The organism is Candidatus Vondammii sp. HM_W22 (assembly GCF_022530855.2).
Lineage (GTDB): Bacteria > Pseudomonadota > Gammaproteobacteria > Chromatiales > Chromatiaceae > Vondammii.
In genome coordinates this window covers 571,871-596,626 of record NZ_CP099567.1, presented here as the reverse complement: position 1 = coordinate 596,626, position 24,756 = coordinate 571,871, and the positions used below count along the sequence as shown (strand labels likewise).

Here is a 24,756-nt window from a genome sequence, read left to right as displayed (position 1 = left end):
GGGAACTCCCGATTGAGGTTACATAAAGAGGCATTATATACTGAGTGGACGGTTTGGTTAATGCTACCCGCAGACTATGAGGAAACATTGAATAACACCCGTATTCAGTGTTTTTGACCACGGAATATCGAGGACAAGAAAACGTATATTGCAGGGTGACAATTTGCACACAGCATTCACTCTCCAGACTATTTTCATGGTGATGCCAAGCTATCTTTATGCAGCGCTTTCATCATCGCTGACAAAGCTCGATCCATCAGCGGCATGCCTGTCTCTTCCAGGACAGAGATCTTCCCTTCCCTGAACCAAATGGCCAATCCCCCAAGAGATCTCTCATACGCTTTCATCCCTTTACGGTCGACGAACAATGATGTACCGCTGATATCGCTTCGCCAGGAGAGTTTGATGCGAAGCACAGCATCTTCCTCTTTCAACTCAAGCCAGGTGCCAATATCGAGAGACGCTGCCATATGATAGAACCTGTCACCTTCGCCATCTGCCGGAGAAGCATAAGGTTTTGCCGTCTCCAGCGCGATCTCCTCGATAATCTCTTCCAAGACATCGCCAGTTGCTTCGGCATCTACAGGAGGAGGAACAGCCACAATTCCCACCGGATGTGCATACTCCTCATCCCTCAGCGAGCTGACATGATAGAGTTGCAACTCCTTAAAAATTTTGTCATTTTATGCATCTCGAAGGAGATGCCGTTCAATCCAACTCTTAACCCCTTAAGCAATCCCGGTATCGTCTGCAGCAGCTCCTGACGCTCCTGGTTACCCTTTTTGGGATCCACGCTCCAGATTAATCGTTCCATCAGGCGCACGGCCTGACGCCACTCTTTGCTTTCGACCCCTTTACGCAACCGGATAAGCAGCAGAACATCTTTCCAGGCATATTCCAGAATGGTTAGCACAACCGCAGGTATAGACTGTCGGTCACCAAGACAACGCCTGATCTCCTGCTCAACCCGCTCCTTGGCCTGATCCAGCTGCTCTTTGCCTTGGGTAACCTGGGCAGCCCGCTTTTCGGCAACCTTGACGCCCTGTTGCTCCTGCTCGAGGAATGCAGAAAACTGGTCATTCAGTTCGGCAAACAGACCCACATTATCGTCGAACTCGGAGAGTACGCGGCCAATAACAGACTCGATACGGCCATAAAGGCCATCCGGGCTCCGGACCGCCTGCTCACTCCAGCCAATCGCCGCTTGAGCCAGATTGTTCAGCAATTTTCTGGCTGGCTGCTCTTTCCTGCTAAAGAAGGTTTTATCAAGAATGGCCACCTTCAGCATGGGTATCTGCAGGCGCCCCAGCAGCGCCCTCATTGCATCACAGAGCCCCGGATCATCCAGAATAAACTCAAACAGCAAGGCGATGATATCAAGCGCATCTTCATCCCCCCGTTTAATTCTCGCCTCCTGCTGATTACCTGGCTGAATACCCAGCACCTGGAATAAGTTGTCACGGATGCTATCCACGCCCTGGTGCTGAAGCAGGTTTGTTCCGCCCACGACACCATCATGTTGCAGGGTAGAGAGGGCGGAGAGGACATCCAGGGTCTCAAACTCATAATTTGGCACCACAGGGAGGGGGTTGCCACTGGAAAGACTGCCTCTGCGCTGCCCCAACAACTGCTGCAATGTAGAAAACAGCTCAGACTGCATTAGAGAACCTGCCGCTTCAGCCCGGCTACTCTCCAGCTCGCCTGAATCGTCACGTCCCACAGGCTGATGCGCATATTCTGGATTACGCCGCACATGGTGTTTCAGCCTCGGCAGTACGCCAGCTTTAGCCAGAGTAACATTGAGCTCGTCATAAAACTGCCCAATGCGGCCAATGACTTCGCGTTCAAACTGCTTATAAATAATCAGCTTGATCGGCAGTTCGATAGATATTTCGGCAATTGAAGCTTTGAATATTCGGCAGAAGAAAGCAGGGGATACGGGATTTCCTGCCCCTGCAACCTGCAACCTGCAACCTGCAACCTGCAACCTGCAACCTGCAACCCATTGAGCAGATAACTGAACCTTTGATCTAACGCATAAAGGTCGCGGAAGTAGGCGTTTTCACCCTTCGACACCATACTGTCAACCGCCAACCCTTCTTCCAGATCGTAGTCTTCCACTAGGGAAAACTCGTCTCCAGGCTGGGGGGCACCGGCAGGATCAGAAAATCGGGGCCGTGGACCACTTTTCCAGAACTGATCGTAGCCTTCCAGCAGGCTCTGATTGAATCTGTTCTCGATCCCTTCACGCTCCTTGCGGAGCTCACGCATAGAATCGAAATAGAGAAGTTGACTCTGATTGCTGCCGGCCTTATCAGCCAGAGAGTAAAGAATATCGTCCAGGCATTCAAACAGATCATCCATCCGCTATGGCAACATTTTGAGCAGGGCCTGCCTACAGGCATTAACCGCGTTACGGTACTCCTCTCTAAACGACATCATATGGTCAGAAGACTTGGCGCTGTCAAATGCAATGATGTCGTCGTTTATTACTGCCATACCTTATCCAAACCACCCGGAAAAAAGCCTCACAATCACGGGCTCAGTCTACATTAGATTCGTAGCACCACAGACATCCTGCCGAGAACCACATCACAGTTCACTTCATAATTGGAACATCGTTCTGCCAAATATGGCGTTTATCAGTCGCTGCCAGCCATGGAGAGAGAAACGAAGGCCTGCAGACCCCGATGACCGTGAGGCCGCACTGCTTACCCATCATGCGATAGCGTAAAAAGGGAAGCAAGGCAGGCTTCCGAACACAGCGTCCAGCCATTTGCGGAAATGCCGCATAGTCTGCGCCGAGCAAAACAATGGTGTGGCGAAGTGGCACATACGCAGGGCGGCCGGGGCAATAACAGGCTGTCGAAGATTGAATGCGTTTTGTAGGAACTAGGATGCCCCAAAATGCATCACGAGGCCGAAGACATACTTGAAAATCTTTGGGCTCATGGTTCTATCACTAAAAATGGCCCAGTGATGCCATCTGCACATCTCTCCACCGACAACAGTTAAGAAGCCTCTGATCAATTCATGAATCGGTGTCTGGCGGCTGAAATCTTCCGGCTCTAGGTTAAAAATCTCGGCAATAGACCAGCTATTATCAGCATTTTTTGCCTTGATCCAGAAGATTTCAACTCGTCATCCATCCGATCCAGAATTAATCAGAGGCTCCTTAACTTGTAAAATAAGCTCGTGTATTGTGTAACGGTGAAAACACTATCCAAACATCTTGGAAAAGCGCTGCTAGACAGTATCCGTGATCTGCTTCCCATTGCAGGCGTCATCGCATTTTTTCAGCTGCTGGTTTTTCAGCGGCCGATACCGAACCTGCTTGGGCTGCTCTCCGGCACGCTGCAAGTGGTGATTGGGCTCGCCCTCTTCGTCCATGGACTGAAAATGGGACTATTCCCCATTGGCGAGTCCATGGCCCATGACTTTGCGAAAAAAGGCAGCCTGTTCTGGCTGCTGTTGTTTGCATTCGCCCTCGGTTTTGGCACCACAGTGGCAGAACCCGCTCTGATAGCCATAGCAGATGAAGCAGCTCGTGTTGCAGCGGCGGGGAGTATGATCGAGAGCACCGATATCGCAAAACAGAGCTATGCCGATGGCCTTAGGTTTACCGTGGCAATATCCGTCGGGCTGGCCATCGTCATTGGTGTATTGCGCATTATCAAAGGCTGGCCGATACAATATTTGATTACTGGTGGTTATATCGGCATCGTCATCATGACTTTTTTCGCCCCGGAAGAGATTATCGGTATCGCCTATGACTCTGGAGGGGTTACCACCTCCACTATCACCGTCCCTCTGGTTACCGCACTTGGGGTCGGGCTGGCCATCAGTATCCGGGGGCGCAATCCGATGACGGATGGTTTTGGCCTGATCGCCTTCGCCTCACTCACGCCGATGATCTTCGTTATGGCCTACGGGATGATTTTATGATCAGCTGGGCCATCTCATTTTTCCACACACTGCTAGATACCATCACCGATGTACTGCCCATCGCAGGCATCCTGTTCGGCTTTCAGCTGCTCATCCTGAGAAAACAAGTAAACAACACCGGACAGGTTTTGGGCGGTTTTGTCTTTGTCCTGGTCGGTCTCGCCTTCTTCCTCCAGGGACTCGAACAGGCGCTGTTCCCTCTCGGAAAATTGATGGCCGAGCAGCTAACCTCTCCTGAGTTTCTCGGCATTCAGCAGACCGCTGACGAAATATCAGGCAATTGGCAATACTATCTGTGGGTCTACATCTTCGCCTTTGCCATCGGCTTCTCCACCGCCATCGCCGAACCATCGGTGATGGCCGTCGCCATCAAGGCCAACCAGGTGTCCGGTGGTGCAGTGGGCACCTGGGGACTGAGACTTGCCGTGGCGCTTGGTGTTGCCGTGGGCATCTCTATTGGCGCCTATCGTATTGTTACCGGCACACCGCTGCACTACTACATCATCACCGGCTATGTGATCGTCATTGTACAGACACTCTTTTGCCCCAAATCCATCATCGCCCTGGCGTATGACTCCGGCGGTGTCGCCACCTCTACAGTGACGGTACCACTGGTAGCTGCGCTGGGGCTGGGACTTGCCAGCAATATTCCTGGCCGAAATCCTATGCTGGACGGATTCGGTCTTATCGCTTTTGCCAGCCTCTTTCCCATCATAAGTGTCATGGGCTATGCACAGATCAGTGAATGGCTTGCCCACCGGGCACAACGAACCCAACCAGGTGATCTGGGGGATTAATCATGCATTTCAAACTTATCATCACACTCATTGAAGATAACAAAACAAACGATATTGTTGAGGCGGCACGAGCGGCCGGGGCCACCGGCTCTACTGTCATCAATCAGGCCCGCGGAGAAGGAATACAGAAGAGCAAGACCTTCTTTGGGCTGAATCTGGAGATCCAGCGTGACGTAGTCCTGCTACTGGTGGAAGAACATCTGAGCAGAGTCATTCTGGAGACGATCGCGAAGGTCGGGCAGTTTGACGAAAAACCGGGGACCGGTATCGCCTTCCAGATAGATGTAGAGGATGCAGTGGGTGTCAGACACCAGATCGAAGAACTTACCAGCGTAGTGGAGGAAGAGTTGTGAGCCATCATAAGTTAATCCGTGTCCGGGATATTATGAAGACAAATCTGGACAGAGTGGACGGCATGGATACCGTTGAGTCCGCATTGGAAAAAATGATCCATGTGGAGACCAAATCTCTCGTTGTGAACAAACGCAACGAGCATGATGAGTACGGTATCGTCATGATTTCGGATATCGCGCGCAAGGTGCTGGCAAAAGACCGTCCACCCGGTCGTGTCAATATCTATGAAATCATGACAAAGCCGGTTATCTCGGTAGATCCCGACATGGATATTCGCTACTGCGCCCGACTGTTTACCCGTTTCGACCTCTCCCGAGCTTTGGTGATTCATGATGGTGAAATACTCGGTATTGTCAGCCTCACCGACATGGTAATGAAGGGATTGCTGGATCAATGACTGAAGGGGGTTCCTGCCTGCTATCCTCGGCACGGCAGTGCCCCTCACCCAATCAGGACCGTCGCCCGGAAGGGTGTGAAGTCGACCTACTGGTACTCCACAATATCAGCCTGCCACCGGATCAGTATGGCGGCCCATGGATTGAGGATCTTTTTCTCAACCGCATGGACCCGACTGTCCACCCCTATTTCAGGGAGGTTCATCAGCAGAAGGTCTCGGCCCATCTGCTGATTAGGCGTGATGGAGAGTTACTCCAATTTGTCCCACTGGACCGTCGCGCCTGGCATGCCGGCATCTCTTCATTCAAAAACAGGGAACGCTGTAACGATTTCTCCATCGGCATTGAGTTGGAGGGAAGTGATGAAACGACCTACACAGAGACACAGTACAGCATCCTGACAGCGACCACCCTGGAGATCATGAAACGTTTTCCATCCATCAATCCGGAACAGATCACCGGTCATAGCGACATAGCACCGGGCCGCAAAACCGATCCTGGACCGGCATTTGATTGGCCACGCTTTTACGCATCACTGAAGGCAGAACAGTAGAGCCACCGGGAGGTAACCGTTTGCCGCATTACTCCTGGCTACCCTAAGCTCTCAACAAGTCGCTTCGGTAGAGAGTATGGCAATATCACCGGCTCTCGTCTTTTTCAAGAAAGGCATCCAGCAGCATCAGCACCACCCCGACGCTGATTGCAGAGTCTGCAATATTGAACGCAGGCCAGTGCCACTGCTGATAATAGAGATCGATGAAATCGATAACATGGCCATAGAGCAGCCGGTCAATCAAATTACCCACCGCACCACCGATGACCAGAGAGAGGGAGACCGCAAGTATCTTTTCACTCTTCAGGTGCCCAAGCCAGCCGACCAAAATCAACGTCACCACAATGGCCAGTCCGGCAAACAGCCAGCGCTGCCAGCCACCCTGATCGCTAAGAAAGCTGAATGCCGCCCCTTCGTTATAAGCCAGAGTCATGTTCAGAAAAGGGATGACAGGCACCCTTTCGAACACCATCATACTGGACTCAGCCAGCTGTTTGCTGACCTGATCCAGACCGATAACAAGCAAAGAGAGCCCGAGCCAGCGAAGCATCGATTTATCCAATTATTCTTAAAAGTTAGTTAGAATCCGTTCGAAAGTTCTCAAAAAAGGAACGCAGAGAACACAAAGGAGCACAAAGATCGCAGAGAATTTCTTTGTTTTTCAGTGCCCAACATTTGCGTACTTCACCTTTTTGGTGATCTTCGCGTCTCTTTACACAATTTCCGGACAAAAATTAGACGGAAACCACTTAAGTCCTACCGTTCACACTCTCTGCGCCGAAGTACCGACGACAACACGGGCACCCCTCTTACAAAACACACCGTAGACCTCTGCGCTCCTCTGTGCTCTCTGCGTTCCTGTTTTAAAGAATCTCCGTATGAAAATTACTCAGCTCTCACTGCACGATTATGCAAAATTTCGTGTCTCTCCCGAGGCATCGACATTGTCAACGCAGCGACTGCAAAGCTCAGGGTGGTCTGCATTGCTCCCCACATCTTCACGATGATGCCAGCAGCGAACGCACTTGCTATGGTCAGATGCTTTCACTGTCATGGAGAGTCCCGCCACATCCGTATCAACCGCTTCGACAGGTTTTTCAGCAAGAGGGTAAACCCGGACATAAGAGACAATCAGTACAAACCTCAATTCATCACCCAGCTTTCCAAGCAGCGACAACAGCTCATCGCTACAGTAAAGATCGACCTCGGCATCCAGAGAGGAACCGATTGCACCATCGATGCGGAGCTGCTCCAGCTGTTTACCCACGGCAGTACGCGCCATCAGCACGCTATCCCAGAAGGTGCGATCAAAAGCGTCGCCCTGATCCAGCTCAAACAACCCTTGGTACCAGGTTTCGGTAAAAATAGTCTCTCCCCGCTCCCCCGGCATCCGCTGCCAGATCTCTTCAGCGGTAAAACTCAGAATCGGCGCAAGCCAACGGGCCATCGCCTCAATGATGTGATACATGGCGGTCTGGCATGAACGGTGTGCCAGGCTCTCTTGCCGAGTGGTGTACTGCCGGTCCTTGATGATATCGAGATAAAAACTGCCCATATCACCGCCGCAAAAATTGTAGATTTTCTGGTAGATCAGATGGAACTGATAGCTCTTGTAAGCCTCCTGGATCTCCTGCTGGAGCAGATGGGCACGATCCACCGCCCAGCGATCCAGTTCAATCATATCTTCCGCTGCCACCAAATCCTTGGCCGGATCAAAGCCGTTGAGATTGGCCAGTAGGAAACGGTTGGTATTACGGATACGGCGATAGGCGTCAGAGGTGCGTTTCAGAATCTCATCCGAGACATTCATCTCACCACTGTAATCGGTGCCGGCCACCCAGAGCCGGATAATATCGGCACCCAGAACCTTCATCACCTTTTGTGGACTGACCACATTACCCAGGGATTTCGACATCTTATGCCCCTTGGAGTCAACGGTGAAACCGTGAGTCAGTACGCCTTTATAGGGAGCACAATTGTTGATGGCAACCGAGGTAAGCAGTGAAGACTGGAACCAGCCACGGTGCTGATCAGACCCTTCCAGATAGAGATCTGCAGGAAAATAGAGATCTTCACGCGGCCCCAGTACGGAGAAATGGGTCACGCCGGAATCAAACCAGACATCCAGGGTATCCTGCCCCTTTTCATACTCTTCAGCCCCGTCCCCAAGCAGCACTTCCGGATCAAGAGAGAACCAAGCCTCAATACCCTTCTCCTCCACCAGTTTTGCCACCGCCTCGATCAGACGCGGCGTTTCAGGGTGCAGTTCACCCGTGGTTTTATGGGTAAACAGCGCAATAGGAACACCCCAGGTACGCTGACGCGAGATACACCAATCCGGTCGGCCTTCCACCATGCCTTCGATCCTGGCTCGCCCCCAATCCGGGGTAAACTCAACTTTGGCGATCTCCTCCAATGCCGTCTTCCGCAAACCTTCTTGCTCCATGCTGATAAACCACTGAGGAGTGGCTCGGAAGATGATGGGGGTTTTGTGCCGCCAGCAGTGTGGATAGCTATGGGCCAGCCGCTCTTCGTGAATCAGGGCGCCCTTGGCCTTGAGCACGTCAATCACCTTTTCATTGGCCGTGAACACATGCTCACCGGCAAACAACTCCGTACCCTCGACGAAGCGGCCATCGCCTCCCACTGGGTTATCCACGAGCAGGCCATAACGCTGGCCAACAATATAATCGTCCAGGCCGTGGCCGGGCGCCGTATGAACTGCACCGGTACCCGCTTCGAGGGTGACATGCTCACCCAGGATCACCTGCACTTCGCGGTCGTAGAAACAGTGCTGTAACTTCAGCCCCTCAAAGGCATCCCCCCGGCCGTAGGCAATCACTTGATAATGCTCTATACCCCAGCGATCCATGGTCTCTTTGAGCAGGCCTTCAGCCACCATCAGACGCTCTTTACCTTTTGGGCCGTCAGCCTGAACCACCGCATAATCCAGTGAGGGGCTCAAGGCCACTGCCTGGTTGGCAGGCAGAGTCCAGGGTGTGGTTGTCCAGATGACAATAGATAGCGAGCCTTCGCCATGCCCATTTGGGATGGAGTGGCAGCGGGCCATCAGGGTCTCCTCATCCAGCACCTGGAAGCGAACATCAACGGTAAAAGACTCTTTGTCTTTGTACTCCACCTCAGCCTCAGCCAGAGCGGAGCCGCAATCGGTACACCAGTGCACCGGCTTGGAGCCCTTGTGAACGTGGCCGTTCTCAACAATCTGACCCAGCGCACGAATGATATTCGCCTCAGTCTCGTAGGCCATAGTCAGGTAGGGATTATCCCAATCGCCAATCACCCCCAACCGCTTGAAGTCGATCCGCTGTTTATCTACCTGCTGGGTCGCATATTTACGGCAAGCAATCCGGAATTCAGAGGCTGTCACCTTGGCGCCGGGTTTACCTACTTTCTTCTCGACCTGAAGTTCAATTGGCAGACCATGGCAATCCCAACCAGGCACATAGGGGGCATCATAGCCGTCCAAAAAGCGGCTCTTGACAATAATATCCTTGATCACCTTGTTGACCGCATGACCAATATGGATCTCACCATTTGCGTAGGGAGGGCCATCATGCAGAATAAACTTGGAACGCCCCTCTGAAGCTTTGCGAATCCGCTTGTAAAGGTCCATCTCCTCCCAACGTTTGAGCATCATGGGCTCACGTTGAGACAGATTGCCACGCATCGGAAAAGCGGTCCTAGGAAGATTGAGGGTGTTTTTGTAATCAGTCACGGCCTGTCGCCTTCTACATCAAAAAGTTTTATATAGTAAATTATACAAAGGAGCACTAACGCCCCCTATATATCAAAAAAATCTCTTGCTTCTCTGGCATCCAATTCGATCTGCTGACGCAGATCGTCAAAATTGTCGAAGCGTTTCTCATCACGCAACCTCTTCCGGAACTCCACCTGCACATGTTCTCCATAAATCATCTGCGAGAAGTCAAACAGATGCACCTCCAGCAGATAGCGGTCATCCCCCTTCACCGTTGGCCTGACACCAATATTGGCCACTCCTGGCAGAGGGTTATCTCCCAGCCCATACACCTCAACGGCAAACACGCCTCGCAACGGACTTACCTTTCGATGCAGGTCCACATTCGCGGTAGGAAAACCGATAGTGCGCCCCCGTTCATCACCATGGACCACCCGCCCGCAGATACGATAGGGACGCCCAAGATTATGTTCCGCCTGCCTCAAATCGCCCTGTGCCAAAGCTTCACGAATGCGCGTACTGCTCACCCTCACCTCACCGACAGCAAAGGTATTCATATTCTCAACATCAAACTGATGCTCCCGGCCAATCTGCCGGAGTAATTCAATATCCCCTTCCCGGCCATGGCCGAATCGGAAATCGTCACCCACAAACAGGTAGCGCACATCCAGACCATCCACCAGCAGTTCCTGGACAAACGTCCGGGCTGGCATGGCAGCCAGTTTCCTGCCGAATTCCAGCAGAACCACCCTGTCGATACCGGCGTCTTCAAGCGACGGCAGCTTCTCCCGCATTCGCGTCAGCCTTGCCGGCGCCCGCTCCGGAGCAAAAAACTCCAGTGGCTGAGGCTCGAAGGTGATAACCGTTGCCGACACCCCAAACTCAACCGCTTTCTGACGCAGATGATAGAACACAGCCTGATGACCGAGATGCACCCCATCGAAATTACCGATGGTGGCAACACAGCCCCGGTGCTCGGCACGCAAATTGTGTAGACCGCGGATAATCTGCATTGATATCGGATTCAGATCTAAAACGGTGCATTATATGCAGAGTTTTTGCTCAAATCCCTGTTTTTCAGTGAAAACAGAAAGAATTTCTCTACTTCCTTCTTTGATGGCCTGCGAGCAACTAACCGGCATCTACCCAGAAACTATAAAATAAGGGGAGCAAAGATCGCAGAGAATTTCTGGCTGGACACTAACTTAGGCACCTCGAAAATGGCGGAGCCTGATCCCGGCAATAAACAGGGTGACAAAATAGCCGGCACCTCCTGCCAGGATAATCAGCAGCAACCGCCAGATCCGCGCCCAGCCCTCCATCTCCACCCAGCTATGAAGGTTTCCGGCACCCAGGAACAGTATCCCACCCATAATCAAACAGGCAAAAACAGCACAGATAATCAGTGAACGCCAGCCTTTTTCCGGGGTATAGACCTCACTTCCACGCAATCCCCGATAGAGCAGAAAAGCGTTGAGCGCGGCGGAGAGCGTGGTAGCCAGAGCAAGGCCCGCATGGGCCAGGGAGAACACCAAGGCGATATTCAGCACCATATTGGAGATCATGGCAACAATGGCAATCTTCACCGGCGTTTTGGTATCCTGCCGCGCATAATAGCCGGGGGCCAGTACCTTGATCAGGATGAAGGGAACCAAGCCCAGAGCGTAGGCCATCAGGCTACGCTGGGACATGGCAACATCACCAGCATCAAACACCGCCGACTGGAACAAGGTGGCGATCATTGGTCCAGCCAGTAGAAAAAGCCCGACAGATGCGGGCAATCCCAGCAACAGAGCCCAGCGTAGTGCCCAATCGATGGTGTGTGAGAACCCCTCTTGAGATTCAGTCGCATGCTTTTTCGACAGACTGGGTAGAATTACCGTGGCAAGCGCAACCCCCAACACGCCCAGAGGAAACTCCATCAAACGGTCCGAATAATAAAGCCAGGAGATACTTCCAGTCACCAAAAACGAGGCTATCAGAGTATCCAGAAGTAGATTCAACTGAGTCACTGAAACGCCAAACAGGGCTGGAATCATCAGCCTGCCAATCCGTCGCACGCCCTCATCTTTTGGCGCAAAAGAGAAACTGGGCAGCAATTTCAGCTGATGCAGAAACGGCAATTGAAAAAGAAACTGCACGATCCCGGCAATAAACACACCCCAGGCCATGGCAACAATAGGGCGATCCATCAGCGGGGCGAGCCAGAGGGCACAGCCGATTAGCGAAACATTCAGTAGAACCGGGGTAAAGGCAGGCACACCAAACCGGTTAAACGTATTGAGAATACCTCCGGCAAAAGCCGTCAGAGAGATAAAGAGCAGATAAGGAAAGGTAAGCCGCAACATCTCAGCCGCCAGTTCAAGCTTCCCTTCTGCACCGATAAAGCCTGGAGCAAACAGCATGACCAGCAGAGGCGAACCCACTACGCCAATCAGGGTCACCGCCAATAGAACCACACCCAAAGTTCCAGCCACATGATCTACAAAATGTTTCAACTCGGCAAAGCTGTGCCGCTCTTTATATTCAGTCAGCACTGGCACAAAGGCAACAGAAAAAGCCCCTTCAGCAAACAGACGGCGTAGAAAGTTGGGGATTTTGAAGGCCACAAAAAAGGCATCGGTACCGGCACTGGCTCCGAAGGTATGGGCCAGCACCAAATCCCGGACAAAACCCAGAACCCTGGATATCATGGTATTGGAGCCAACCTTGGCTAGGGATTTGAACATGGAAGTCAGTTTTCTACCCTCAAAATTAATGACAACTTCCCGAGAACATCTTTTTTAGATGGCTTCGAGAGTATATGGCTATACCACAGGCGAAAGTGTCGACGGCATAAATCCCGCCGTCAAGCATGCAGGCGAGCACCTATGGAGCCTCCTGGAGGTGGCATCTCCATATATCCCACCCCACAGAGGGCCGTGAGAAGTTATATAAGACCGGGATTATAAGCTTTTATCCCTGGATGAGAGAACCTATAAACTCAATTTCTCAATGAGGAACATAGCAGAATCAGTCAGGAAAGGGTCTGTGATTTCCTACACCAAAGTCAGAGGTAGATAGAGAGTGACGACCAGCCCACCTTCCGGGTGATTTCTGGCCCGCCCCCCTCCACCGTGGGCCTGCATGGCCCGACGGGCGATGGCCAACCCCAGCCCGGCCCCACCGCTCCCGCGCTCCCTGGCTTGTGTCGTGCGGGTAAATGGATCAAATATGGTTTGCAGCTGATCTTCCGGCACCCCTGAACCTGAATCCCTCACTTCAATTTCATATTGATCGCCACGGGTCGTCAGCACCACACTTACCGTGCTCCCTTTCGGGGTATGGCGGATCGCATTTCGTACCACATTCTCCACAGCTGATCTCAACAGCACAGGATCACCCTTGACCTCAATCGCTTCACTCTGCGCCAGCACCACCTGCCGCCCTCTGGCCTGGGCCTCAAAGTCGGCATCCGTCACCACCCTAGCGACCAAGTCATCCAGTCGCAGGATATGGCGCTCCAATCCGGCCTGCCCCGACTCCAGACGGGCCAGCGACAGCAGCTCAGCAATCAGCCGCTCCAGCTCGTCAGCCTCTTTTTCGATGCGGCTCAATGCTTTTTTGCGATCGTCTGACCATTCTGCCAACTCCAGTGCCACGCGTAGGCGGGCAAGAGGAGAGCGAAGCTCATGGGAGACGTCACTCACCAACTGCCGCTGACTCTGCAACAGATCATTCAGCCGCTCTGCCATCAAATTGAAGTCACGACCCAGAGCGCTGATCTCATCTCTGCCGGAGAGGGTAACCCGGCCACTCAGATCTCCTTGGGCCATATGCTGGGCCGCTTCCCGTAAAGGCCGAATCTGCCGGGTCAGTACTCTGGCAAGCAACAGGCTGACCATTCCGGAAATAATCGCCGCGATCAGCAATCGTGTCCAGATCGGCAGTTCATGCAGTTTTCCCGGATCGAGTTCAGTTACCAGAAACAGACTGGGGGTCACCTCAGGCAGTGCCACGGCCAGCATCAAGTGTCCTTCGCTTATCCGTTCCACACCAGCAGAAACAGGCCGGGGCAACCATCTTCGGAGGTGCCGGGGTATGGGCTTGCGAACTTGCAACTCACCGTCCTGATTGACCAGAACCAGACGGCGGTTGGCGCGATCGCTTCTCAGCCAACGCTTGAGGGCACGCGTGCCTCCCTCATGCCAGAGCACCGCGGCAACTTCTGCCTTTGCAAGCATCACTGCCTCAGTGCGCTCGACAAGCTCCCCCCCGTAAAAACGTTGCAACAGGTAGAAAGAGCCGGCAAGCAAAATCATCGCGAGCCAGAAAGAGAGAAAAATGCGGAGAGAGAGACTCATCCACTCACCAGATACTGGTAACCCGAGCCTCGCACGGTTTTGATGCGGGACGTTCCATCCGGCAAGGGACCCAGTTTCTTACGTATCTGTATCATATGTGTCTCAATACGTCGGTCATAGGCCTGTAGCGCTCGACCCAGCCCCTCTTTAGCCAAGATCTCTTTCGACACCAGCTCTCCGGCATGTTCGAGCAGCAGAATCAGCAGGTTGAATTCGGCACCGGTCAAAACCACCGCCTCACCCCTGACGGTCACCCGTCGACTGGCCGTGTCGAACGCTAGGTCGCCGACACTCTTCAGGGTCTGCACGGTCTGAATATTCATTTTTCGCCGCAACAGATTACGCAGTCTGGCCACCAGCACCCGGGGGCTACAGGGCTTGGCAACATAGTCATCCGCACCCAGCTCAAGACCGAGCACCGTATCGGTATCTTCCCCCCTGGCCGTCAACATCAGCACGGGTGCTTTTACAAATGGCTGAATCTGTTTCAGCACATCGAACGCCATTCATCCCCGGCAACATGACATCAAGAATGATGGCATCCCAATCGCCACGAAGCGCTTGGGCAACACCCTCAGGACCCGTATGTACGTGCTCAACAGTGAATGCTTCATTGACCAGATATTCCGTCAACAATTCACAGAGCGCTTCATCATCGTCGATTAACAGTATTTTTTTCATTGAATTAATCTCTCTGACACCATTCTGGCATCAGCCACCTCAAGGTAAAAGCACCTAAAGCCTGGCTTTACACTTCTTTGCACTCGCTTGCATAAGTTGCCACTCATACATATTGGAAAACCCTATCCTATGTACAGATAAAGTTCATAGGGAGTCCCACCAATGACCCTGGCCCAAATCAAACCTACGCTTATCATGCTGCACCGCTGGATCGGCCTGGCACTGACGCCACTTTTCCTGCTGATTGCGCTCTCTGGCGCCATACTCGCTTTTAAACCCATCCTGGAACAGGAGCGATCATCACCAAACGAAAGCAAACCGGATGCTGTTGAGCTCTCCCGCGTAGCTTCACTGATCGATTCCATCGACCCACTGGGTGGAGAGATCACGGCGATCAAAATCGATAATGAACGCCAGCAACTGGTGGTTCGTTCACAATCCAGCGAACCGGAAGGTCACTATGACCTGACAACGGGGGAGAGAATCACCTCACTTAGAGAGGAGCCGACAGGTGACATCTTCGGCTTTGCAAAGCGACTGCACAAAGGTCTGCTGCTGGATCTGAGGATCGTCGTTGAAGTGGCGACTTATCTGATGCTATTCACTGTTGTCGTTGCACCACTGCTGGCCTGGCCACGATGGAAAAACAATTTGACGGGTTGGCATCGGGGCATCGGCTGGGTACTCCTCCCACTACTGGTCATGTTACCGTTCACCGGCGTACTGATGACTCTCCATGTTGGTATGCCGAAACTACCCGGAATGAGTGAACGGGGCATCAGTCTGTCAATCAATCAGGCACTGCAAATAGCCTCTGGCAAAGAAAACCCCGGCTACCTGACAATGGCAAGAAAGTTCCGTGGTGGCAGTGTGCTACTGGCCGCTAAAGAGCCACAGGGTGAGCAGCTGTACATAATAACCGATACGGCGATGACGGCGATCAACCCGCAGGACAATCTCATCAAGTCACTGCATGGAGGCACATTGGCAGGTTCCTGGAGCGGACTGCTCAACCTGCTTGGCGCCATCGCGCTCAGCCTGCTGGTCATCACCGGCTGCATTGCCTGGTTTCGCCGCAGCCGGCAATCCGCCCGGCGCATGAGTAACAGTGATGCGGATATTCTGGTTGCCTACGCCTCGCAAACCGGCACTGCCGCCCGTCTGGCTCAGGCCACTGTCAACGCACTACAAGCCAGCGGCACCCGTATCGCACTGGCTTCGATCGGAACCCTTTTACCCCAGGAGATGAGCCGCTACCGCGATAATTTACTCCTGGTCTCCACCACGGGTGAAGGCAACATCCCGGATAGCACCCAGGTTTTTCTGAAAAGCCTGAATGGCTGTTCACTGACCGGCAGCCGTTTCTCACTGCTAGCGTTGGGTGATCGCCGTTACCAGCATTTCTGCGGAGGGGCAGAAACTCTACGCAAAGAGCTGCTCGCATCCGGGGCAGCAGAGTCTCTCCCCATGCAGCGAATTGATGGAAAACCGGAAGGGATTTGGCATGAGTGGCTGACAAGCATTGCCGAAACACTCAAGCTCGAAGTGGACAATACCGTGACCCTGCCACAGGAGCAGGAGATCAGGGTCATACTGAAACAGAGGCAGCGTCTCGATACCGCGGGCATGTACGGAAGAAGCCACCCCAGCTACAGCCTGTTGCTTAAGACTGAATCGCAGATTGAGTCCACGGCAGGAGACTTGCTGCTAATCGCTCCCAAAGCATATGAAAAAGAGCGCTGCTACTCCATAGGTTCCTCGTCATACATCACCCCCGGGCACATCAGACTCACCATCAGCCTCCATCAGTGGCGTGATGACCAGGGAACACAGCAAACAGGATCTACCAGTGACATGCTTTGCCGGCAGTTAAGAGAGGGCGATGAGTTCACCGCCAGAGTCCGACAGCATCCCGGCTTCCACGCTCCGAAAGATGACAGCCGACCGCTAATACTGCTTGGCACAGGTTGCGGCATTGCGCCCTTTATTGGCTTCATTGAAGAGCGTGAGCATGCCGTAAACGCAGGTCCACTGTGGCTGTTCTATGGCAATCGCTGGCGGGAGATCGACTACCTCTATGGAGATCAGATCGAGTCACTTCACGCTATGGGGGTCATCACAAAACTGGACTGCGCTTTCTCGCGTGATCAGGTATCACCCTGCTACGTCAACCACAAACTGCACGAGCAGGGCGCTGAGCTAACCCGCTGGTTAATTGAAGACGATGCCGCTCTCTATATTTGCGGACGCGGCTCAACCCTGGGCAAGAGCATAGATCAGGCACTGAAGGAGATACTCTCTTTGCATACAGACTATTCTGCCAGCGACATCGATCAACTGATCATTCACTGGTCTGCCAGTGGAAAATTACGACGTGACCTCTTCGATTAATCAATCGGTGTATTTGTTGGCACTTCTTTGCAAAGCGTTACTTCTCTCTACCCATCTTAATAGCGCATTTAGTTAGGATTTAATCACCTTCCGGCACAACGGCAGAAATCGATACAACACAGGAGAAACCCGATGAAACCGATAAACAAAAAGATCACTGCGATCGCCTTTTCAACCCTTTTTATTGCCACGACGGGAAGCGCGATGGCATTTGGCGGATACCCTGACCGATCCGGCAACTACCAGCGAGAGAATATGACGGCACCCATGCGGGCACTCTCTCAACTAAACAATCTGACTGATGAGCAGAAAGACCGACTAAAAGAGTATCCGCAAAGCATCAAGAAAGGCGATGCGCGACCTAGGCAACAAGATGCAGGATGTACGCGACGATCTCCGCGACTCCAGGACAGAACGGGAAAGCCTTGATACCATTCGGGCGCTGGCAGAAAAACAGGGGGATCTGGTGACAAGAATGATCATTCTGCGTGCTGAGACCCGGGATAAAACCACGAACATTCTGACCGATGCACAACAAAAACACCTCACAGCACTGTCACGGCCAGGCGATAGTCTGTGGAGACCTTATGGCAAAGCACGCTACGGGCAGTCATTTTCACCCCGTCACAAAATGCACCGCGGATCTCGATGCTGGTATTGAGCAGCCGCGACAAACGCTGGGTCAGGACCATACTACGGTCCTGACCAGGGGATATGTTATTGCCAAAATGGCTTCAATCTCTATGCCGGATATATTCAGCAGGAGATTTTCTCCAGCCATCTGTTGACAAACAGGAAAGATGCCCGCAGAATATTGCGCTCGTTGAAATTCAAATATTTTTTGGGAGATGTACCTTGGCCAACACAGCACAAGCCCGCAAACGCGCACGTCAGGCGGAAAAGCATCGTCAGCTCAATGCCTCTGGCCGCAGCACGGTGCGGACCTCCGTAAAGAAGACGTTAAGCGCGATTGATGCCGGCTCCAAGGAAGACGCTTCTGAAGCTTATAAGCAGGCGGTTCCGGTTATCGACCACGCGGCAAACAATGGTCTTATCCACAAGAATAAGGCAGCACGTTTTAAAAGTCGTCTGAACACGCAGATCAAAGCGCTGTAAACAGCCGCTGCGACGATACAGAAAAATCGGCCACAAGCTGGTTTTTTGTGCCTGAATGAAGAATAACTCCATCAAACAGGCCTAAAGATGGACGCTCCATACCCACCAGCGCACTGGCTGATTGGAAATTTAGTGAAAAAAAGAAACTGATGAGCTCAACCTGATATTGAGACCTGGATACCTTTTAACTTCAAGGCAACAAGTACGGCCATAGCCTTCCCCTCACTCAAAGTTACCCGTATCCCGCCCCAAAAAGCACCGTGTTTGTCCAGATACAGCTGTTCAGCCCGCATCTTCGCACCCATGCTTTTCAAAACGGATCCAATGATCGCATGGACCGCCACATGGACAGAAGCAACGAAATAAACCACATTGCGCCGAGGACAACAGTGGGCCCGGTCCGTGGTCAGATTGTAGAAGATCTGCTTTTCATTCGCCGAGGCCGACAACCGGACATCCCGCTGAACATGGCGCAGAGCCGTTACACATTCAGCATTGACCGGGCCGATACCACCGGGCATCACAGCGACTCCTTTCCAGCATTATTAATGTCAGCTGTCAGGCTAACACAAGATTATCCCGGTGGATCAATTCGTCCTCATCGACATAACCCAAGATCGACTTGATCTGAGCTGAGGCACACCCTTTGATTTTATCCGTCTCTTCGGCACCATAATTCACCAGACCGCGCGCCACCTCATGGCCCAGCCGGTCAACACAAGAGACAACCTGCCCGCGGGAGAAACTCCCCGTTACCGTGACCACCCCTATCGCCAACAGGCTGCGGCCGGACTCCCGTAACACTTTAACCGCACCGTCATCCAACACCAACTGTCCGCGCACCTGGAGATGTCCTGCCAACCAACGCTTCCGGGCAGCCTCAGGCCCTCTGACGGGTGTCAGCAGAGTCCCGATAGACTCCCCTGCCGCAATACGGCCAAGTACATTCCGGCCCTCACCGGGTGCAATAATTGTAGCCGCCCCTGATCTTGCGGCAAGACGAGCCGCACGAACCTTCGTTGTCATGCCGCCTTTACCCAGACCGCCCGCACTGCCCGCTGCAACTTTATCCAGCAAGGGATCGTCAACACGGCTCTCACTGATCAGTAAGGCGGCCTCATTAAAGCGTGGATCACTATCGTACAAGCCTTTCTGATCCGTCAGGAGAATCAGCAGGTCGGCACCGATCAGGTTGGCCACCAGGGCGGCAAGCGTGTCATTATCACCAAACAGCAACTCGTCATTTGCAACTGTGTCGTTCTCATTGACCACAGGAACCACACCCAGCTTCAGTAGTGTATTCAGAGTACTGCGGGCATTGAGATAGCGTTCACGATTGGCCAGGTCATCGTGGGTCAGCAACACTTGTGCCGTATGCAGTCCACGCTTCTGAAAGCAGGTCTCATAAGCACGGATCAGACCCATTTGCCCGATGGCCGCTGCCGCCTGAAGTTCATGCAGCGCCATCGGCCGACAACTCCATCCCATGCGGCTCATACCCTCAGCCACAGCGCCGGACGAGACCAGAACGAGCTGGTTACCGGCAATCACCCAAGCTGCCATCTGCTCTACCCAGGTAGAGAGCGCCTCACGTGCCAGCCCCTTACCATTGGCCGTCAGCAGGGCACTACCGATCTTCACTACCCAGCGGCGTGTCGATGAAACCTCATTCCGCGATAGCATCATATGCTCAACCCTACTGCAGGGGATCCCAAGGCTTATCTTCCGCCTCGCGAACCTCATCCGATAACTCTTCGCGCCTTAACTCCTCCAAGTGCTCCATCAGTGCAAACATCAACTCTTTCGTACCTTCACCAGAAACAGCTGAGACTGCAAATACAGGCCCTTGCCAATCCAGGTCTTTCAATAGTTTTTCCCGATGCTCGGCAAACTCCTCATCCACCAGCAGGTCTTTTTTATTCAACACCAGCCAGCGGTCTTTTACTCCGAGCTCAGCACTGTATTTTTCCAGCTCTGCAGCAATACCCCGCACCTCATCCGCCGAATCAATGGCTTCATCCAGTGGGGCAATATCCACCAGATGCAGCAACAAACGGGTGCGTTCAAGGTGCTTTAGAAAATGCACCCCGAGCCCGACTCCCTCTGCCGCACCCTCAATCAGACCCGGAATATCCGCAATCACAAAACTGCGTTCACTGCCAACACTGACTACCCCCAGATTCGGGTAGAGGGTGGTAAAAGGGTAGTCTGCAACCTTGGGACGTGCACTCGACACTTTACTGATCAAACTCGACTTACCGGCATTTGGCATGCCAAGCAGGCCGACATCAGCCAACAGGATCAACTCCATCTGAAGCTCCCGATGTTCCCCGGGGGTCCCTGGCGTAGACTGCCGTGGTGAGCGATTGGTACTGCTCTTGAAGCGGGCATTGCCAATACCATGGAAACCGCCCCTGGCAACCAGCAGTTCGTCACCATGATTCAGCAATTCGCCGATCAGCTCCTCCGTCTCCAGGTCCATGACACGGGTTCCAACCGGAACCCGGATATAGAGATTTGCGCCTCGTCCTCCGGTACAGTTGCGCTTCATCCCTGAGCGGCCAGCCTCGGCACGGTGACGATGGAGATGCCTGAAATCCACAAGGGTATTCAAACCCGACTCAGCAACGAGGTAGATGCTGCCGCCATCACCGCCATCACCGCCGTCAGGCCCCCCTTTTTCAATAAATTTTTCACGCAGAAAACTGACACAGCCTTGACCGCCGCTACCTGCTTCCACGCGAATTGTGGCTTCATCGACAAATTTCATACTGCTGTTCCGATTTATTCTAGAGAGAACCCAAGGGAGCCTGTCCAAGAATAGATAACCTGCTGTGGAAAAACTGCTTTAGTCCGCTTCCCTTCCCTACAGCTCTTGACATATCTTGCGATCCAGAGCCCCATAACGCAAAAAGCCCCATCAAATGACGAGGCCTTCCGGGATAAATCACTGGGCGTTGTCAGGCCGGAACTACGCTCACGTACTGACGTTTCTTCGGACCCTTGACCTCAAATTTCACCACACCATCCGCTTTAGCGAAAAGTGTGTGATCCTTGCCACAGCCCACGTTCACACCGTTACGAACACGTGTGCCGCGCTGACGAATGATGATACTACCTGCGGAAATGCCCTCACCACCGTATATCTTTACGCCCAGACGTTTCGACTCTGAATCGCGGCCATTACGTGTACTGCCGCCTGCTTTCTTATGTGCCATTCTCTAACCCTGCCCCTCAGCTTGCCTGATACAGGTAATCTCAAGTTCGGTAAACCACTGACGGTGACCCTGACGCTTCAGGTGATACTTACGCCGCTTGAACTTGATGATCTTGACTTTCTTGGCTCTACCGTGAGACTTCACGGTGGCAGTGACTTTACCGCCGTCTACATAGGGAGTGCCAACCTTGATCGCTTCACCATCGGCAACCATCAGCACTTTATCGAGATCAACAGAAGCGCCCTCTTCGGCACCCAGTTTCTCAACCCTAAGCGTATCGCCTTCGGAAACCCGGTACTGTTTACCCCCGGTCTGAATTACGGCATACATACCAAAATCTCCGCACTAAAATCTACTGTTCTGAGCGCACATCCGTGGGGACTGCGTCGACGAAAGAGGCCGAATTCTACCCATGCCAGCCTCTGAGGTCAAACAATAATGCACATTTCCGGCTTGATCTCCCACTCTCGGCCAGAGATGATTACCCTCATAGCTTGACAGCAGAAAAGCACACTCCTAGCATGCTCCCTCCTTATATATTGTTGCAAAGCTGCCAGGACCTGTAATTCAGATGGATATTAACGCCATCCGCGACCTGACTGCGGACGACATGAAGGCCGTCAACGTCTTAATTCTAGACCGGCTTCAGTCCGACGTAGTCCTGATTAATCAGATTGGACATTATATCGTCAATAGCGGCGGAAAACGCCTGCGCCCGATGCTGGTACTGTTGGCCGCCCGTGCACTGAACTGCCAGGGCGATAAACATATCGATTTGGCGGCAGTGATTGAATTCATCCATACCGCCACACTGCTGCATGATGATGTAGTGGATGAATCTGACCTCCGGCGCAGTAGAGAGACGGCAAATGCTGTCTGGGGCAATGCCGCCAGCGTGTTGGTGGGCGATTTCCTCTACTCACGCGCCTTTGAGATGATGGTGGACGTCAATATGATGCGGGTGATGGAAATTCTGTCACACGCCACCAACCGGATTGCCGAAGGCGAAGTACTGCAGTTGCTCAACTGCAACGACCCGGACACCAGTGAAGCACAATACCGCGAGGTAATTCTGAGAAAAACCGCCACCCTGTTTGAGGCAGGCACGCGCCTTGGCGCGGTTCTCTGCAACGCCTCCGACAAAGAGGAGCAAGCACTGGCAGACTATGGACTTCACCTTGGCATCGCTTTTCAGATCATTGATGACGCACTGGATTACAGCTCTTCGAATGAGGAGATCGGCAAAAATATTGGTGACGATCTGGCCGAGGGGAAACCAACACTACCACTTATCCGGGCCATGCAAGTCGGCACTCAGGAGCAGAAGGCAGCCTTAAGGGAGTCCATTGAAAAGGGTGGCAGAGAGCGCATTGATATCGTCATGGCCGCCATTGAATCAACCGGTGCTATCGAGTACACTTCGCGGCTCGCAGCAGGGGAGGTTGACAAGGCAAAACAGGCGCTCAGCCTGCTGCCATCCTCCCAATTCCGCAGCGCCCTGGAGGCACTGGCCGATTTCGCTATAGAACGCAGGAACTAGCCTGCATTTCGGGGTATGGCGCAGCTTGGTAGCGCGCTTCGTTCGGGACGAAGAAGTCGGAGGTTCAAATCCTCTTACCCCGACCAACTTTATTCAGCTGTGACAATAAAAAGGGCAATGATCTGTGCGTTGCCCTTTATTTTTTCGGATGTTCCCCACGCCCTACCTGCGACCCGGCATCTCGCCACCCTGGTGAGAAATGCGGGCTGGTCACAGTCAGAGATTATAACCTGTCTCTTCGTGCTCAACGTGATCAAGACCCTCGAACTCCTGCTCTTCAGTGATGCGTAATCCGCTAGTCAGCACACTCACCACTTTAAGGATCACATAAGTCACTACCGCCGTGAACAAAACCGTTATGGCGACGCCGATAAATTGAACGTAAACCTGATCACCCATGGTTTTGATGCCATCGGAAAAACCATAACCACTGAATACACCCAGGCTGGTGGAGGCAAAAACACCCGCCAACAGAGTACCCATCATACCGCCCACGCCGTGAACAGGAAAAACATCCAGTGAATCATCTATTTTCAGCACCCGCTTAAGGTACTGGGTGGCTGCAAAGCAGACACTTCCCGCAAGCAGGCCGACAATCAGTGCGCCGCCGGGGCCAATGAATCCGGATGCCGGGGTAATGGTGCCCAAGCCAGCGACCATACCGGTTACCGCACCCAGAGCGCTGGGCTTGCCAAACCGCTTCCACTCAATCCCCATCCAGGTCATGGCACCGGTTGCAGCGGCAATATGCGTCACTAGCATGGCCATTGCCGCATCACCATTGGCTGCTAGGGCACTACCACCATTGAAGCCATACCAGCCTACCCAGAGCATGCCTGCACCGGTCACGGTCATGGTCATATTATGAGGCGGCATCGCGGTAGTCGGAAAGCCTTTGCGCGGCCCAATTACGATGGCACAAACCAGCGCAGCCACACCGGCGGTAATATGCACCACAACACCACCGGCAAAGTCATATAACCCCATCGCATCCAGCCAGCCGCCGCCCCAGACCCAGTGGGTCACGGGAATGTAGACCAGCACCAGCCAAATACCGCTGAACAGCAGCATGGAAGAAAATTTTATGCGTTCCGCAAAACTACCGATAATGAGTGCGGGTGTGATGATCGCAAAGGTCATCTGAAACAACATAAACAGGGATTCCGGAATATCCCCGGAGAGCGTCTCCCGGCTAATCCCACTCATCATTACTTTGCTGAAGTCTCCGATCCAGCTGTTGCCTTCACCAAACGCCAGACTGTAACCGAAGACCAGCCAGATAATTGAAACCAGTCCGGCAATAGAGAAGCACTGCATCAGAATGGAAAGGACATTCCTACTGCGCACCAACCCACCGTAAAACAGCGCCAGTCCCGGCAGAGTCATAAACAGCACCAGGGCTGTTGTGGTGAGAACCCAGGCAGTATTAGCGCCATTCATGGTTGTCTCTCTTCCGCCAGTGTCACTCCCGGGGTCAAGATCAAGGGGATCAACCCAAAAACTACTTTTTTCACCGAACTTACCTCCAAACCAAAAACCACCAGCGCAATAACATTAAGGCCAAGAATCACGCACTATTCATGCCCTTTAAAATTACCCATTGATTCCAAATAGTTAAAGATTGCCCGACCTAATGTGGACCAGTAAATGCACTCATTCAGTACAAAAGCAGAGCTGTTACGCACTGTATTGATGCGGCAAAACA

24 protein-coding genes, 1 tRNA gene and 1 pseudogene are annotated in these 24,756 nt (G+C 52.9%); 11 read left to right on the top strand and 15 right to left on the bottom strand.

Features of this window, described 5'->3' with window-relative positions; all coding sequences use genetic code 11:
- Positions 1-194 precede the first annotated feature (194 nt).
- Positions 195-1,966: pseudogene (locus MN084_RS03265) on the bottom strand (DUF1631 domain-containing protein).
- Positions 1,864-2,364, bottom strand: a complete 501-nt coding sequence (locus MN084_RS03260; RefSeq protein WP_241084866.1) for a DUF1631 family protein — start codon at positions 2,362-2,364, stop codon at positions 1,864-1,866. The pseudogene MN084_RS03265 and the gene MN084_RS03260 overlap by 103 nt, the downstream one beginning before the upstream one ends.
- A gap of 846 nt (positions 2,365-3,210) precedes the next feature.
- On the opposite strand from MN084_RS03260, the gene MN084_RS03255 reads away from it, so the two are divergent.
- Genes MN084_RS03255 through ampD form a run of 5 tightly spaced genes read left to right on the top strand, consistent with a single transcriptional unit; the run spans position 3,211 to position 6,044 of the window.
- A complete protein-coding gene (locus tag MN084_RS03255; protein WP_241084867.1) occupies positions 3,211-3,945 on the top strand; it encodes a DUF1538 family protein in 735 nt (244 codons plus the stop codon).
- Positions 3,942-4,742, top strand: coding sequence for a DUF1538 domain-containing protein (locus MN084_RS03250; RefSeq protein WP_241084868.1), 801 nt, complete (start codon positions 3,942-3,944; stop codon positions 4,740-4,742). Before MN084_RS03255 ends, MN084_RS03250 begins: the two co-directional genes overlap by 4 nt.
- Positions 4,743-4,744: 2 nt before the next feature.
- Positions 4,745-5,095, top strand: a complete 351-nt coding sequence (locus MN084_RS03245) for a P-II family nitrogen regulator (RefSeq protein WP_241084869.1) — start codon at positions 4,745-4,747, stop codon at positions 5,093-5,095.
- Positions 5,096-5,127: 32 nt separating this feature from the next.
- Entirely contained in the window at positions 5,128-5,493 is a 366-nt protein-coding gene (locus tag MN084_RS03240) for a CBS domain-containing protein (RefSeq protein WP_277400018.1), read from the top strand.
- The gene (gene ampD, locus MN084_RS03235; RefSeq protein WP_241084871.1) at positions 5,490-6,044 is read left to right on the top strand and encodes a 1,6-anhydro-N-acetylmuramyl-L-alanine amidase AmpD; all 555 of its coding nucleotides are present in this window, start codon (positions 5,490-5,492) and stop codon (positions 6,042-6,044) included. The genes MN084_RS03240 and ampD overlap by 4 nt, the downstream gene beginning before the upstream one ends.
- 85 nt (positions 6,045-6,129) lie before the next feature.
- Here the strand turns inward: ampD and lspA are convergent, their stop codons facing one another.
- The 7 genes from lspA to MN084_RS03200 form a co-directional block, all read right to left on the bottom strand.
- Positions 6,130-6,594, bottom strand: a complete 465-nt coding sequence (lspA, locus tag MN084_RS03230; protein ID WP_241084872.1) for a signal peptidase II — start codon at positions 6,592-6,594, stop codon at positions 6,130-6,132.
- Positions 6,595-6,951: 357 nt separating this feature from the next.
- Positions 6,952-9,780: an isoleucine--tRNA ligase gene (ileS, locus tag MN084_RS03225; RefSeq protein WP_241084873.1), complete on the bottom strand. Its 2,829-nt coding sequence runs from the start codon at positions 9,778-9,780 to the stop codon at positions 6,952-6,954.
- 65 nt (positions 9,781-9,845) lie between these two features.
- Complete coding sequence (ribF, locus tag MN084_RS03220; protein WP_241084874.1) at positions 9,846-10,775, bottom strand: bifunctional riboflavin kinase/FAD synthetase; 930 nt, start codon at positions 10,773-10,775, stop codon at positions 9,846-9,848.
- A 192-nt stretch (positions 10,776-10,967) separates the two neighbouring features.
- Entirely contained in the window at positions 10,968-12,491 is a 1,524-nt protein-coding gene (gene murJ, locus MN084_RS03215; protein WP_241084875.1) for a murein biosynthesis integral membrane protein MurJ, read from the bottom strand.
- A 309-nt stretch (positions 12,492-12,800) separates the two neighbouring features.
- Positions 12,801-14,105, bottom strand: a complete 1,305-nt coding sequence (locus MN084_RS03210) for an ATP-binding protein (RefSeq protein ID WP_241084876.1) — start codon at positions 14,103-14,105, stop codon at positions 12,801-12,803.
- Positions 14,102-14,557 carry a response regulator transcription factor gene (locus MN084_RS03205; RefSeq protein ID WP_320416321.1) on the bottom strand — a complete coding sequence of 152 codons (456 nt, stop codon included), beginning with the start codon at positions 14,555-14,557 and terminating at the stop codon, positions 14,102-14,104. Before MN084_RS03205 ends, MN084_RS03210 begins: the two co-directional genes overlap by 4 nt.
- A complete protein-coding gene (locus MN084_RS03200) occupies positions 14,511-14,786 on the bottom strand; it encodes a response regulator (RefSeq protein WP_320416322.1) in 276 nt (91 codons plus the stop codon). The genes MN084_RS03205 and MN084_RS03200 overlap by 47 nt, the downstream gene beginning before the upstream one ends.
- A gap of 162 nt (positions 14,787-14,948) precedes the next feature.
- Between MN084_RS03200 and MN084_RS03195 the strand changes: the two genes are divergently transcribed.
- From MN084_RS03195 to rpsT, 4 genes are all read left to right on the top strand, one after another.
- Complete coding sequence (locus tag MN084_RS03195; protein ID WP_241084877.1) at positions 14,949-17,177, top strand: PepSY domain-containing protein; 2,229 nt, start codon at positions 14,949-14,951, stop codon at positions 17,175-17,177.
- A 132-nt stretch (positions 17,178-17,309) separates the two neighbouring features.
- Positions 17,310-17,606: a hypothetical protein gene (locus MN084_RS03190; RefSeq protein WP_241084878.1), complete on the top strand. Its 297-nt coding sequence runs from the start codon at positions 17,310-17,312 to the stop codon at positions 17,604-17,606.
- A complete protein-coding gene (locus MN084_RS03185) occupies positions 17,530-17,838 on the top strand; it encodes a Spy/CpxP family protein refolding chaperone (RefSeq protein ID WP_241084879.1) in 309 nt (102 codons plus the stop codon). Before MN084_RS03190 ends, MN084_RS03185 begins: the two co-directional genes overlap by 77 nt.
- A 194-nt stretch (positions 17,839-18,032) precedes the next feature.
- Entirely contained in the window at positions 18,033-18,293 is a 261-nt protein-coding gene (gene rpsT / locus MN084_RS03180) for a 30S ribosomal protein S20 (RefSeq protein ID WP_241084880.1), read from the top strand.
- A 155-nt stretch (positions 18,294-18,448) separates the two neighbouring features.
- Here rpsT and MN084_RS03175 read toward each other — a convergent pair whose 3' ends face one another.
- The 5 genes from MN084_RS03175 to rplU all read right to left on the bottom strand — a co-directional run bounded on the left by MN084_RS03175 (position 18,449) and on the right by rplU (position 21,841).
- Complete coding sequence (locus MN084_RS03175) at positions 18,449-18,814, bottom strand: hypothetical protein (RefSeq protein WP_241084881.1); 366 nt, start codon at positions 18,812-18,814, stop codon at positions 18,449-18,451.
- A 37-nt stretch (positions 18,815-18,851) separates the two neighbouring features.
- The gene (proB, locus tag MN084_RS03170; RefSeq protein WP_241086012.1) at positions 18,852-19,976 is read right to left on the bottom strand and encodes a glutamate 5-kinase; all 1,125 of its coding nucleotides are present in this window, start codon (positions 19,974-19,976) and stop codon (positions 18,852-18,854) included.
- A 13-nt stretch (positions 19,977-19,989) separates the two neighbouring features.
- Positions 19,990-21,063: an Obg family GTPase CgtA gene (gene cgtA, locus MN084_RS03165; RefSeq protein WP_241084882.1), complete on the bottom strand. Its 1,074-nt coding sequence runs from the start codon at positions 21,061-21,063 to the stop codon at positions 19,990-19,992.
- Positions 21,064-21,253: 190 nt separating this feature from the next.
- Positions 21,254-21,511 (bottom strand): 50S ribosomal protein L27, encoded by a 258-nt coding sequence (gene rpmA / locus MN084_RS03160; protein ID WP_241084883.1) that lies wholly within the window; start codon positions 21,509-21,511, stop codon positions 21,254-21,256.
- A gap of 3 nt (positions 21,512-21,514) precedes the next feature.
- Positions 21,515-21,841, bottom strand: a complete 327-nt coding sequence (gene rplU, locus MN084_RS03155; RefSeq protein WP_241084884.1) for a 50S ribosomal protein L21 — start codon at positions 21,839-21,841, stop codon at positions 21,515-21,517.
- Positions 21,842-22,082: 241 nt separating this feature from the next.
- Here rplU and ispB point away from each other — a divergent pair, with 241 nt between their 5' ends.
- Positions 22,083-23,051, top strand: coding sequence for an octaprenyl diphosphate synthase (gene ispB / locus MN084_RS03150; RefSeq protein ID WP_241084885.1), 969 nt, complete (start codon positions 22,083-22,085; stop codon positions 23,049-23,051).
- Between the two features lie 9 nt (positions 23,052-23,060).
- Positions 23,061-23,137 (top strand) — tRNA-Pro (locus MN084_RS03145).
- 130 nt (positions 23,138-23,267) lie between these two features.
- Here MN084_RS03145 and MN084_RS03140 read toward each other — a convergent pair.
- Positions 23,268-24,491 carry an ammonium transporter gene (locus MN084_RS03140; protein ID WP_241084886.1) on the bottom strand — a complete coding sequence of 408 codons (1,224 nt, stop codon included), beginning with the start codon at positions 24,489-24,491 and terminating at the stop codon, positions 23,268-23,270.
- Between the last annotated feature and the right edge of the window lie 265 nt (positions 24,492-24,756).

Coding starts and splice junctions, on each gene's coding strand:
- MN084_RS03260 (WP_241084866.1), bottom strand. CDS start 2,364: ATGGATGATCTGTTTGAATGCCTGGACGATATTCTTTACTCTCTGGCT.
- MN084_RS03250 (WP_241084868.1), top strand. CDS start 3,942: ATGATCAGCTGGGCCATCTCATTTTTCCACACACTGCTAGATACCATC.
- MN084_RS03245 (WP_241084869.1), top strand. CDS start 4,745: ATGCATTTCAAACTTATCATCACACTCATTGAAGATAACAAAACAAAC.
- MN084_RS03240 (WP_277400018.1), top strand. CDS start 5,128: ATGAAGACAAATCTGGACAGAGTGGACGGCATGGATACCGTTGAGTCC.
- ampD (WP_241084871.1), top strand. CDS start 5,490: ATGACTGAAGGGGGTTCCTGCCTGCTATCCTCGGCACGGCAGTGCCCC.
- lspA (WP_241084872.1), bottom strand. CDS start 6,594: ATGCTTCGCTGGCTCGGGCTCTCTTTGCTTGTTATCGGTCTGGATCAG.
- ribF (WP_241084874.1), bottom strand. CDS start 10,775: ATGCAGATTATCCGCGGTCTACACAATTTGCGTGCCGAGCACCGGGGC.
- murJ (WP_241084875.1), bottom strand. CDS start 12,491: ATGTTCAAATCCCTAGCCAAGGTTGGCTCCAATACCATGATATCCAGG.
- MN084_RS03210 (WP_241084876.1), bottom strand. CDS start 14,105: ATGAGTCTCTCTCTCCGCATTTTTCTCTCTTTCTGGCTCGCGATGATT.
- MN084_RS03205 (WP_320416321.1), bottom strand. CDS start 14,557: ATGTTGACGGCCAGGGGGGAAGATACCGATACGGTGCTCGGTCTTGAG.
- MN084_RS03200 (WP_320416322.1), bottom strand. CDS start 14,786: ATGAAAAAAATACTGTTAATCGACGATGATGAAGCGCTCTGTGAATTG.
- MN084_RS03195 (WP_241084877.1), top strand. CDS start 14,949: ATGACCCTGGCCCAAATCAAACCTACGCTTATCATGCTGCACCGCTGG.
- MN084_RS03190 (WP_241084878.1), top strand. CDS start 17,310: ATGAAACCGATAAACAAAAAGATCACTGCGATCGCCTTTTCAACCCTT.
- MN084_RS03185 (WP_241084879.1), top strand. CDS start 17,530: ATGCGCGACCTAGGCAACAAGATGCAGGATGTACGCGACGATCTCCGC.
- MN084_RS03175 (WP_241084881.1), bottom strand. CDS start 18,814: ATGCCCGGTGGTATCGGCCCGGTCAATGCTGAATGTGTAACGGCTCTG.
- proB (WP_241086012.1), bottom strand. CDS start 19,976: ATGCTATCGCGGAATGAGGTTTCATCGACACGCCGCTGGGTAGTGAAG.
- cgtA (WP_241084882.1), bottom strand. CDS start 21,063: ATGAAATTTGTCGATGAAGCCACAATTCGCGTGGAAGCAGGTAGCGGC.
- rpmA (WP_241084883.1), bottom strand. CDS start 21,511: ATGGCACATAAGAAAGCAGGCGGCAGTACACGTAATGGCCGCGATTCA.
- rplU (WP_241084884.1), bottom strand. CDS start 21,841: ATGTATGCCGTAATTCAGACCGGGGGTAAACAGTACCGGGTTTCCGAA.
- ispB (WP_241084885.1), top strand. CDS start 22,083: ATGGATATTAACGCCATCCGCGACCTGACTGCGGACGACATGAAGGCC.
- MN084_RS03140 (WP_241084886.1), bottom strand. CDS start 24,491: ATGAATGGCGCTAATACTGCCTGGGTTCTCACCACAACAGCCCTGGTG.